7 protein-coding genes are annotated in these 11537 nt (G+C 54.1%); 4 read left to right on the top strand and 3 right to left on the bottom strand.

The annotated features are described in order from the left end of the window. Window positions 1-172: 172 nt before the first annotated feature. Window positions 173-1261, top strand: coding sequence for a thermonuclease family protein (locus CAURIM_RS03135; protein WP_201828625.1), 1089 nt, complete (start codon window positions 173-175; stop codon window positions 1259-1261). 37 nt (window positions 1262-1298) lie between these two features. After that, a complete protein-coding gene (locus CAURIM_RS03130; protein ID WP_201828626.1) occupies window positions 1299-1805 on the top strand; it encodes a GNAT family N-acetyltransferase in 507 nt (168 codons plus the stop codon). 31 nt (window positions 1806-1836) lie between these two features. On the opposite strand, the gene CAURIM_RS03125 is transcribed toward CAURIM_RS03130, so the two are convergent. The 3 genes from CAURIM_RS03125 to CAURIM_RS03115 form a co-directional block, all read right to left on the bottom strand. After that, window positions 1837-5187: an AAA family ATPase gene (locus CAURIM_RS03125; RefSeq protein WP_201828627.1), complete on the bottom strand. Its 3351-nt coding sequence runs from the start codon at window positions 5185-5187 to the stop codon at window positions 1837-1839. Between the two features lie 227 nt (window positions 5188-5414). Continuing rightward, window positions 5415-7076, bottom strand: coding sequence for a bifunctional metallophosphatase/5'-nucleotidase (locus tag CAURIM_RS03120; protein ID WP_201828628.1), 1662 nt, complete (start codon window positions 7074-7076; stop codon window positions 5415-5417). Between the two features lie 92 nt (window positions 7077-7168). Continuing rightward, window positions 7169-8290 (bottom strand): Lrp/AsnC family transcriptional regulator, encoded by a 1122-nt coding sequence (locus CAURIM_RS03115; protein ID WP_201828629.1) that lies wholly within the window; start codon window positions 8288-8290, stop codon window positions 7169-7171. Between the two features lie 75 nt (window positions 8291-8365). On the opposite strand from CAURIM_RS03115, the gene CAURIM_RS03110 reads away from it, so the two are divergent. Beyond that, a complete protein-coding gene (locus CAURIM_RS03110) occupies window positions 8366-9919 on the top strand; it encodes an AbgT family transporter (RefSeq protein ID WP_201828630.1) in 1554 nt (517 codons plus the stop codon). 46 nt (window positions 9920-9965) lie between these two features. Then, window positions 9966-11132, top strand: coding sequence for a M20 family metallopeptidase (locus CAURIM_RS03105; RefSeq protein WP_201828631.1), 1167 nt, complete (start codon window positions 9966-9968; stop codon window positions 11130-11132). Window positions 11133-11537 lie beyond the last annotated feature (405 nt).

Raw genomic sequence — 11537 nt, 5'->3', positions numbered from 1 at the left:
ATCCAGGAAACACTTCTGGTTTTTAGGTTTCTCCCTACAAATCAGTATTAATGCTAGTTATTGGAGCGCTCAGCAGGTCTGCAGAATTCGAGCACTCCTATAGTCCCCCGCAATACCGGCATGTATACTCCTGTTATTCTTGTTACTCTCTTCCCCTCGTGAGGTTCCTGATATGGGGTTTTTCAAGGTTGTCGCTGGGCTGTTAGCCGCTGGTGGAGTGGGTTACGGTGCCTACGCCGTATTAGGGCCAGACTCTTCCGATGACGTCATTACGGTTCACAACGTCATCGATGGCGACACCATCGATGTAGTGCAAGGCGGTGAGACCACACGCATTCGCCTGCTCAATATCGATACCCCGGAGATGGGCAAAGAGTGCTTGGCCGAGGAATCTAAGCAATACTTGTCTGGCCTGCTGCCAGTGGGCACGGTAGTGACACTGGAGTACGACGCTGAACGCGAGGACAAATACGGCCGCACGTTGGCCGGCGTATTCAAGGAAGGATCGCTGGTCAACGCTTCCGTTGCTGAGGAGGGTTTCGCTGTTCCGATCAAGGTGGGCGGAAACACTCGTTTCTTCTCGGAGGTCTCTGCTGCTGCCGACAGAGCCCGTGCTGCAGGCAAAGGAATCAACTCGGCCGGCCCGGAATGCGTCTTTGGTGATGACAGCGCCTACCAGTCCTACCAGGACGCACGCTCCGCTGTGGATGAGGCACAGCAGTTCCGCTTCGATGACATGTGGGATGACAAGCAGCTAAACGGAGCTCATGTTCATGTGTCTCGCGTAGCCGATGCAAGGAAATCAATTTCTGCACTGGAAAAAGCAGCCGCAGAACAATCTGAATTCCAGAAAGAAGCATTCGGGAATAAGAATGCCGAGTTGCTAGAAGAGCTCGACAGTGATGCTACCGAGATTGAAACGCTCTTAAACCGCAAAATCACCTATGCTTCAGACACACGCGAAAAGAAACGCGCCGAGGAAGAAGCGGCGCGTGAAGCTGCAGAGGCCGCGCAACGTGAAGCAGAAGAAGCAGCTCGCCGTGCCGAACAAGAGGCCGCGGAGGCAGCCCGTCGTGCAGAGCAGGAAGCCCAGCACGCTGCACCCGCCTACCAAGCACCGGCTGCACCGGCGCTCAGCAATCCGGTGGATAACTACACCGGTTGCCGCGCCTACGGCGGAAACTACGCAATGACCAGCGTTGATAAAAAGGGACGCCCCTACGCCAAGATTGATTGCACCACACGCGTGCAGATTGGATAAGTTGGGAACACTACGAACTTCAATAACAGGACTCCCTATGAATCACGGTTTCGCCCTCCAAACCCCGCGGCTTTCAATGTCGGTACCTACGGATGCCGATATTGACGCCATCTTTGCTATCCACTCGGATGCTCGTACGTACGAGCACCGCCCTGAACTGGCGATGAAAACTAGAGAAGAAGCCGTGGAGTTAGCGCGCGCATGGCAAGCCAATTGGTGTGAGAAGCAGCTGGGCTACTACGTGGTATCCACGCTTGATGGTACGACCATAGGTTTCACAGGTGTGCGTCATAGCGAGGAAGCAGGTGAAGAAGTACTCAACCTCTACTACCGCTTCGCACCAGAATCGCAGGGGCAAGGCTACGCGAAGGAAGCCGCAGCCGCTGCAATTGCCAGTGCACGCGAGCGTTTCCCACAGCTCCCCATCGTTGCCATCATCGATTCCACCAATGAGGCGTCGATTGCCCTAGCCTTGAAACTCGGACTTCAGCACGTCCCCGGCGCAGGAGTGCCGGGCGACTACGAGGTGTACCGACTCGGCTGATACAGAACCGCCTCGTCGAGGGAGTTCGTATCTACCGCTTCCACGTAACAAGGGCAACCACGCCGAAGACGACGGTGCCGAATGCCGCAACCATCCACGCGAGCATCATCAATCCAAGAAACACATCTGGGGCACCAGCAGCTGCTCCCACGATTATTGCGATTGTCAACGCAAGCAAACCTAGAGCTGAGCGCTTGAACCAGCGTGGAGACTTTCTCTCCTTGCGCGGCTGAGGGGTTTCCGGGACCGGCTTTGCAACAGGTTCGGGTACCGGGAATGCGGCGGCAGAAGTCGGCTGAGCTGGCTCCACTGATGGCGCCGGTGCGAAAGGAGATTCTTGCTTCGGCGTCGGTTCCGCGAACCAAGATAAAGATTCATCCTGTGTGTTCTGCTCACGCTGCTGTGGCGTCTCTGCCCACGGTGATGGCTGTTGCGCAGGCGACGGTTCTTGTTGTGCGTGCTGCGTTGGCTCCCAAGGTGCATGAGAAGAGCTCCAGTCTTGGAACGGAGCTGGGGGGTCAGCGACATCCGCAAACTCAGGTTCGGTGGTCGTCTCCGGCTCTACTGTTTCTGTAGAAGTAGTCGGCTCGTCGTCCACAATGAATGGATTATCCGCCTGCAGTTCTGAGACTGTTGCGGCCGCCATAACGTCCTTTTCTTCCTCTTCCTGGCGCAGCTGTTCCTGCGCCCATGCGGCGAAGTCTTCACGTGTCACCAGAGGTTTGTTGTAGCGCACCGCAAGACTCGCCTTGCCGTCTTGAGCAGCGAGGTCATCAGTTACCAGGACATCACACCGCGTCTTGGTTACGGACTGCTTGTACACCAGCCCCAACCCCGCACAGAATTCTTGGAGCACCGGCCCTTGCGGGTACAGCTGATTGTCAATAATGGTGGAGCCACGGAATGCCACGCGGGTACCAGGGGTGAGGACGTCCGCAGCCCGCGCAACATTGTTTTCTGCGTGCGCAGCGTGCGAACCGGCAGCCGCGGCTGCCGGAGCAGCCTCAGTTTCCTTCACAGGAGCACTGACTGGTTCCTTTACTACTGCTCCGGTGTCCGCTGCGGGGGCGGGTGCTTCGAGGAACGGGCCGTGCTCGTACCAATACTCGAAGTCTTCCTGCGAGATGATCGGCTTCCCGAACTCGCGAGCTGCTTGAGCTTTACGAGACATCGATGCCACATCGCGGGCGACGAGTACATCGCACCGTGTCTTCGACATTCCCTTTTTGTACTCAAGGCGGCGGATACGGCAGATGCGGTCGAGACGTTCGTCGTCGGCGGGGCCGCCGAGGAGCTCGTTGCGGCCTGTGAAGGCAACACGAGTACCCGGAACAAGGAGACTCGGAACATCCACAGTGGCGTTTTCGACTGCTGGCAGCTCCACGGTGCGGGTATCGATGCGTGCGACGCGGGCCAGGATGTCGTCGTAAAGCTCCTGCGTCCACAAGCCCCGCGATACCGCCCATGCAGAGAGAAGCTCGGCGCACTCTTCCACTTCAGCGAATGAACGCGGCATCACGGTGCCACCAGACATCGCCGCCCACGCATTATCCGAATCCGTGGCCTGTAACTGGTCCAGGGTCATCGGCGCTTTCGGTGCCCAGGAAGGAATAAGCACTGCGCCTTCGGTTTCTCGTTCTGCGGAAGGAACTAGTTGTCCACGTGACGGAGCAATCGTGCCCTTCTCGTAGGCAACCGCCATCGATTCACACCGGCTGACGACGTCATCTCCCTCGGGTTCAAAGCTAAAGTCCCCCACCTCGTAGCCGATTCCGAGGGCGACATCCATGCCCTTTTCTTGGTGGCGTACGGTACGCTCGAGCATGGCTAGGCGGTCACCAACGACGATGCCTCCTTGTGCCTGACGGAGGAGAAGTGGCCAGAAATCTCCTAGCGTCGGTGACATAGCGAGCCCACCGACCGGAATCTTATAGCGCTGCCCAAATTCCCCGAGGTCAGCCATCGGATTAATCCAGGACCCAAAGCTCGCAACCCGAACACCGTTGTGATACACAATCGCATGAATGCGCGCAATGTGCTCACTCATGCCAAAGTTCACGCCGTTGAATGACACGAGTACCACGCGGTCGGTATTGACACCGCTACTTACCTCACGCCTGACCCGGCGGACAAGGGCGTTGTTGGCCCGTATGTGACGTGGCTCCACCCGAGTAGAAAAGCGTAGATGCTCCAAATCAACTGCACGTGATAATGCAACGTAGAACTGCCCATCGGTGGCGGTGCCGCCGGCAAGGTCGATGTAGAGCTTAGGAATTGTCTTGCCCTGGCTCTTATGGATGGTGATAGCCCACGCCAAGATGACTGGGAATTGCTTAATCGTTCCAATCCTCTCACTAACCAAGCGCGAGCCATCAACTCCTGGCCGGTTAATCTCCCATGTGTGCGGAGTCAGGGTAACCACTTCACCAGTCGCGTCAATCCGCACATCGATCTCGCGCCCAGTTGCCCGTAAGATCTGGCCAAAACTACCGTTGACGAATCGGCCCTTCGGATCATTAATCACGGTCATGACGCGCGCTCCCTCGGCATAGTGAAGTTCATCCTCACCACTGAAAGAATTGGCTGGAAGCTCTCCGGTACCTTCCGCAACCGAGACGAACTTTTCCGTAGGAAGGTTGGCTAGCTTTTGCCGATTAATCCTCGCCACCGTCGACTTACGCGATGTCAACGTCACCCAGTCATCTGGCGCATCAAAGTCGGGAGCAACCAACTGGTTCAGGGTTTCCAGTGATTCTTCGCCAACACTTCCCTCACGCACCTCGTTGAGAAGGTCAATAAACGTCGGGTCAGCCTGACGCCAGACCTGAGTTAGGTTTATTTCTTTCAGGTCCAGCTGCGTATACACCTGAGCGGAAAAGAAGTAAGGAGTCTCCCACACCGAATTGAAAAGCTCGGCCTCATTCGGGGTAACAACCGGTGGCAACTGCAGCAGATCACCAACGAGAACCAGCTGCACACCACCAAAGGGCTTCCCATTCCCGCGGATGCGGCGAAGAGCCTGATCCATCATGTCGAAGAGATCGGCACGAACCATTGAAATCTCATCTACGACGAGAATGTCGGCCTTCTTAAGCACCTCCCATGTCATGGTGGATGGGTGCCACGAACCGCCCTCTTCTAGATCACTGGGAACCATCGATGGCCGAAAGCCAAAAGCTCGGTGGATGGTGAAGCCCTCGATGTTCAGGGCAGCGACACCGGTGGGAGCGGTAACGAGCACTTCCTTACGCCCCGTGTTTTCAAGGAATTCCCGCAACAGCGTGGACTTACCGGTTCCGGCCTTACCTGAAATGAGGACGTTTCGCCCTGCGCCGATTAAACCAAGAGCATGACGAAATTCTTCAGTTAGCGTGATAGCCACGATTCCTCCGAGAGAGTGAGAGCGAGTCCAAGAGAGATTCAACAGAAACTAACTTATCGGAGTCCCCGGACAAGAGACAGGGTGCATCAAACGGCTGTTCGCTAGTCTCGCGGAACTCACAAAATCCACAACACTGAGCCGCTGCGCTTCGTCGGTAGCAACGAGACAGAACGCATTGTCTGTAAAGGAAGCGACCCGACCGAGAATCTCGTTGCTAAATGTTTTTGCTAGAAGCCCGGCAAGAAGGTCCTCAGGTAGCGAACCATCCCATCGAATACAGACTTAGGCATAAACGCGATGAAGGCTCCCGCCAATGCAGCAATCATCCCGATGGCAATGGCTGCCCCCTGCGAAGAACCAACCGATGATTCTCCTGTCTTTCCACCATTTGCTGGACCGTTTGGAGTTTCGGGAATCTCCAAAGGCGAAAGCTCGCGATGCCGCTTGATGTACTCGGCAAAGACATCGATGTCGATTGCCGTGCCCTCAGAAGTCACAGGGGCATTGACAAATGAATCCACCTTGTCGCCGCCATTTACGACGTAATTGCTAATAGCTAGCGAGTAGGTGGACTCCATGTCCATAGAAGTACCGTCATCCCTTCTGATATCCGTGACGCGTTGCCCAAACGGCGCAGACAGGTCGTACTCAAACGTGAATCCAGCAATCCGTGGGAAGCCGTTCCCACCGTCCGGGTTAGATTCAATTCCTTTTTCCAACGCGTCCTTGATCTGAGCACCGGTTGCTTGAATTGAGATTGGTGAGTTGCCAAAAGGGAGCACCGATTGAGCATCGCGACGGGTCAGGGCCCCTTCTTTCATGTCAGCTCGCTGACCGCCACCGTTCTGCCATCCGAGTTGGGTATCAAAGTGTTCGCGGTATGCATCCGCTACCAAGGGCCCGAGTTCTGCTTTTGATAAGGGCTGGGTTGCAGTGCCGAGTTCTTCACCTAGTAGGCGGTCTAGCTCACCGTAAAGCTGGTCTGAGCGCTTCTTCCGCTCTTCGTTAGCGGTGAGCGATGGATTGACCGGGTGATTCACCACCTTCACTGTGCGTTTCTGTGTGGAACGGTCAACAGTAATTTCAAGGTGGACCAGCGTTCCGTAGTCAGCGCGCGGCGCGACGATCGGACGTCGATCAGCGGTGTAGGTTACTTCTTCTGGTGACTGGGCCTCGTTTTCTTCACGCAATGCTGCTGCAAGCTCAGGAATCTTCTCCATCACCTCAGTGGTATCTTCTTGTGAAATCTGGCTCAGCAACACAATTGCATCCACGCCTTCTTTCTCTAGCTTGTTCACCCCAGTACGCGCGGAATCGACGAAATCCCCCACTACGACATCCTTAGCAGCTACGGTCCGATCAAGGTCCGCGGTCAGGGATACAAACCCCACCGTGAGTTCGCCGGACTTGGCGGTGTAGCTAGTCCCGTCCTCGCTAATCGGCTCACCATTCTCAGTAGTCAGATTGCTGGAAATCCACGGAAACTCAGCCTTCTCAATAAGGTTGCGAGTGTGATCCAAGCCGTAATCAAAGTCGTGGTTGCCAAAATTACCGACGTCCACACCGAGTTCATTAAAAGCCTCTACAAATGGCTCACCACGAAAGACGGACCCGAACAAGCTGCCGGCGGCAAGCTCGCCCCCGAAGGCAACGATGGGATCGCCCTCTTCCTCACGGAGCGTTTCGAGAGCGGTTGCCAAGTAGGCGATACCACCCTGCTGGCTGCCATCATCCCACGCCCGGGGTTCAAACTCCTTCATGTCTTGGAAGTAGACGACATCACCGGTCGCCACCGTCGGATGAGCCGGAGCAGAATCAGCTGCCATACCGTTCGCTGGCGTAAGTGTGATCGCAGTAAGGACAGCTATCGCAATCTGAGTTTTTCGCATATCTCAAGGTCTATCGAACAGAGTTGGAGGGCCCACGACTTTAGGGGAAATTCTGGGTGAACGTTCAGAGCTCAATTCTTTGACCGCAGGTTCTAAATCGGTGGTAAAGGGTTGAATTCCGACATTCGCCCGACTGAGTCCCGCAACGACCAATATCGTTTCCAGTCTCTAGCGATAATGTCGGTGTTCGTCGACAAGACTCCGTCTAACACGGCGATTTCTTTATTCACGATTTGGGAAAGATGCCTACGAGACTTAGCAACACCTGTCGCTACGATGTCCCCTTCCCCAGCGTTCTGAGTGACAAACCGACAGGACTCGTTTTTCGCGAGCTGCCGCATCACTTTTTCAATTTTGGAAGGACGCGCAGTCAAACGCATTACATAGGAAGTCTCAAAACCTAGCGCCCGCAGTGACACCTCAATTCGGGGGCGAAACCAACCACGCGCTGTCAAGCGCTCTATCATCGCCTGAGCAGCAGGAACAGACAGAGAAACTTGTTTGGCGACAGCGCTAGCTGTCGCCCGGCCGTTTCTCTGCAGAATTTTAAGGGCCATAAGTTCTCGAGGGGTCGGCGACTGTTCGTCGGAGACATCAAAATCATCGTATTCGAACCCTTTTGTAGCTTGTGCAGAATGCTTATCGTTGGTTCCCCCGGATGCTCGTTGGACACTTATACCTTCGCTCAATTCGATTATGGGACGCCAAGCAGATGCCTTGGTGGCACACTGCAGAACGGGAGCCACTTGCATGCTATCGACCCCTTGCCAGTCCTGGATCGCATTGACTGCATCATAAAGTGAACTTTCGCTTGGACTATGCAAGGTAGTAAAAATTGGCGCACTACCAAAGGTAGACGCCACGTGCTGTGTTTCCGGCAAGCCTACAAGTTTCTCGATAATGCTATCTGGACTCTGTCCTCGGACACGCACCCAGGCATGGACCGGGTAAGTAGTTGAAAATAATCGCCAAGGAATCTCACCAACAAAGCTCACAACATTGCCATCCACAAGCCTCTTCATCTTACGAGAGACAGTACTTGCAGAAACTTCGCTTTGAGCCGCTACCTCCTCCCATGTTGCCCGCGGACTCTGAAACAGGATTTTTAAAAGCTGTTTGTCAACGTCAGTCAGTAGATCTGCCATCTCCTCCACCCATACAGTAGACCGATGATTAATATCCTGCATTATTGCATTCTGGGATTGAAAGTTCATGCATAGCTGCTTGACGGTGACTTACGCCTCATATAGCTTTAGCCGAAACTTAGCTCTCAAAATGAGGAGGTCGACTTGACAGCACAAGCTCCCGCCCCATCTGGAACCAACTCAATCCAGGGCGGTAAAACCATTAACTTTGCTTTTAGGTGCATCAACAAGATTGAAGTCTGGGGCAACAAGCTCCCCCACCCCTTCTGGCTCTTCGTTGTACTTTCCGGCATCCTCGTCGGCCTAAGCGCTATCTTTGAAGCCATCGGCCTAGCGGCAACAAAGCCAGATGATGGCTCGGTGGTAGCCGTCAAAAGCCTGCTTTCACGCGAAGGAATGACAGTAATCGTCGGTGACGTTGTTGAGAATTTTGCGTCGTTCCCTCCTCTCGCGACAATTCTGACCACGATGCTGGGCATCGTCATTGCAGAAAAGAGTGGGCTTTTTGACACGGTCCTCAAGCTCACCGTCACGAAAGTTCCAGCCCGCTTTACCACCTTCGCATTAAGCTACGCAGGAATGATTGGCCACGTTGCAGGTGACGCTGCCTACGTGACACTCATTCCCCTTGGCGCCATTGTTTTCCGAGCGATTGGCCGTAGCCCCATACTCGGCGCGATCATTGCCTTTGTATCCATTTCGGCGGGCTATGACGCTTCACCGTCCCTAACCACTACGGACATCTTGCTGTCTACTATTTCAACGGCTGCAGCACACACGATTGATCCCAACGCCTTCGTCACCCCTACCTCGAATTACTTTTTCGGACTTGCGTCATCAATTCTCATCTCACTCGTTATTACCCTCGTGGTGGAACTTTTCTTGGCCAAGCGCCCAGACTTACAGATTGACGAAGACTACGTCGATCAGGAGGATGACCTATCCGCCACTAACGTTTCGTCTGCGGACCTCCGCGCCCTAAAGTCCGCAGGACTTGTAGCACTAACCTTCGCCGCAGCTCTGGTTGCTGCTCTATACTTCGAATCTTCTCCGCTTAGGGGCGAGGGTAACGGCATCCTCAATTCACCGGTCATGACAGGAATGGCAGGGATAATCGGCTTATTCTTCGCTCTCGTCGGCGTAACTTATGGACTTATATCCGGCAGCTACAAGAAAGTAGGAGACGTCCTTCCCGCCATGATCGAGGGATTCCGATCCATGGCACCAATCTTGGTCTTATTCTTCGCGATCGCTCAGTTCTTGGCATACTTCAAATGGACTGGCATCGGTCAAGTGATGGCCATCTCCGGCGCAACTTGGTTCAAGGAAATCAATGCTCCGGGCTGGGCAATCCTCTTTGGCATTGCCATCTTAATCTCCGTGATGAATTTGGTTTTGACCAGCGGCTCAGCGATGTGGGCACTGGCCGCGCCGGTATTTATCCCGATGCTCATGCTCCTCGGTATTGAGCCAGAAACCACTCAAGCAATGTACCGAGTGGCGGATTCTGTAACCAACTGTGTCACTCCGATGAGCCCCTACTTCGTGATGGCGCTTGGTTTTATTCAGCAGTATCGAAAGGGCGCCGGTATCGGCACACTTGCCTCGTTCACTCTGCCCCTGGCAGGAATTGTTTGGATTGTATGGATTTCCTTCTTCCTGCTCTGGTATCTCCTTGGTCTGCCGTTTGGCTTCTAGCTCACGATTTTCGTCCCTACCTCGCCGAAAGGAAATAGGTTATTCCATGCAAACTCCACGCCCGTTTCAGTACACCACAGCCGCCGATGACCTAAACCTCATCATCGATGATATTCAAGGGTTAGTTAACCTCGAGACCTACAGTTACAATAAGGCTTCCCTAAATGACGGCCTTTCTCATCTCAGCTCAATCGTTAACAACCGTATTGGCTCTCCGGATTATGAGGAAAAGTTCGATGGGGGCCAGTTCGGTGACTGCCTACACTTTCGCTTCGACGGCACGAGCGAGCAATCTATCCTGTTCGTAGGCCACTATGACACCGTGTGGCCCGACGGAACCCTTGCCGACTGGGAAAGCAGCAAAGGAATAACTGAAGATGGGCGCGAGTATTTGTCGGGTCCAGGAATTTTTGACATGAAGACCGGCCTAGTACAAGCCATCTGGATTGCTAAATACTTGAAGGAATCTGGACAACCTTTCCCAACGGTTCACCTGCTTTTCAACGGAGACGAAGAGCTAGGTTCCCCGTTCTCCCGTCCGCACATTGAAAGAGTAGCCAAAGAAGTCGACGCAGCCTTCGTTTTTGAAGCTTCACACCAAGGACTAATCAAGACTCAGCGAAAAGGAGTTGGACTTATAAGCGTCGAAGCACAAGGAGTTGAATCCCACGCAGGACTGAATCCTGAAGATGGCGCTAGCGCGATCACTGCGTTAATGGAGTACTGCTTAGCCGCTACCCAACTTGCCTCACCAGAGAAGGGAACCACCATAAACGTAGGGCTTATTAGTGGCGGTTCTGGCTCTAACGTTGTCGCCGGCAAAGCCAAAGCTGAGATCGATATTCGTATCAAAACTCAAGCAGAACTTGAACGACTCGACAAGGAATTAGATGAGATCTCGTGGTCAAACCACAAAGTCACGGTACAGGTGAAGAAAGATTGGAACCGCCCTCCAATGGAGTTCACCAACGCTAATAAATCCCTTTTTGAAAAGGCACGAACGACAGCGGAAAAAATCGGCTTTAAGCTTCAATCCACCTCAGTTGGCGGTGCTAGCGACGCTAACTTCGTTTCCGCCCTCGGGATTCCAGTTCTCTGCGGAATTGGAGCCGAAGGTGCGGGCGCCCACGCCCGATACGAATATATGATCCCCCAAGCGATTCCGAAATTCATTGAACTCATAACTGGAACAGCACTCAGAATTGCCCACTAGTAACTCCAGCCCGTTCAATTTGCCTTAACCCGCTGGCCTTAGGAAAGCTGCAATTCAGACAGTGGACTGCTCTCCATGCTCCGGACTGAAAGATCAGAAACCAGATTGTGGAGAGCTTCTATGCATCCCCACACTAATCTCTGTCGAACTCAACGCGATCAAGCGGTCGAGCTCCTTAAGGAAGGTTGCGGCTCACGGGCAGCGACGTCCTGCCTTGGGAGCAACCGTAAACTAACACGCCGGCCCGCGGATTTGAGCTCCCGCAACGCAATCGTGCCCGCTCTCGGAGGAACGGTGCGGACTTTAGATCAAACATCAAAGCTCTTTGTTCAGAAGACTGAAATGGTAGCGGTGTGGTGAGTATCTGGTAGCGCCTGAGTGAGTATCCGGTAGCGGTGTCTCACT

The sequence above is a fragment of the Corynebacterium aurimucosum genome (genome assembly GCF_030408555.1).
Classification (GTDB): domain Bacteria; phylum Actinomycetota; class Actinomycetes; order Mycobacteriales; family Mycobacteriaceae; genus Corynebacterium; species Corynebacterium aurimucosum.
Note: the sequence above shows the minus strand (reverse complement) of the source record. Positions and strands in the feature narration are given on the sequence as shown.

Excerpts from the sequence above, each read along its gene's own strand:
- CAURIM_RS03135 (WP_201828625.1), top strand. The coding sequence starts at position 173 with ATGGGGTTTTTCAAGGTTGTCGCTGGGCTGTTAGCCGCTGGTGGAGTG.
- CAURIM_RS03130 (WP_201828626.1), top strand. The coding sequence starts at position 1,299 with ATGAATCACGGTTTCGCCCTCCAAACCCCGCGGCTTTCAATGTCGGTA.
- CAURIM_RS03120 (WP_201828628.1), bottom strand. The coding sequence starts at position 7,076 with ATGCGAAAAACTCAGATTGCGATAGCTGTCCTTACTGCGATCACACTT.
- CAURIM_RS03115 (WP_201828629.1), bottom strand. The coding sequence starts at position 8,290 with ATGAACTTTCAATCCCAGAATGCAATAATGCAGGATATTAATCATCGG.
- CAURIM_RS03105 (WP_201828631.1), top strand. The coding sequence starts at position 9,966 with ATGCAAACTCCACGCCCGTTTCAGTACACCACAGCCGCCGATGACCTA.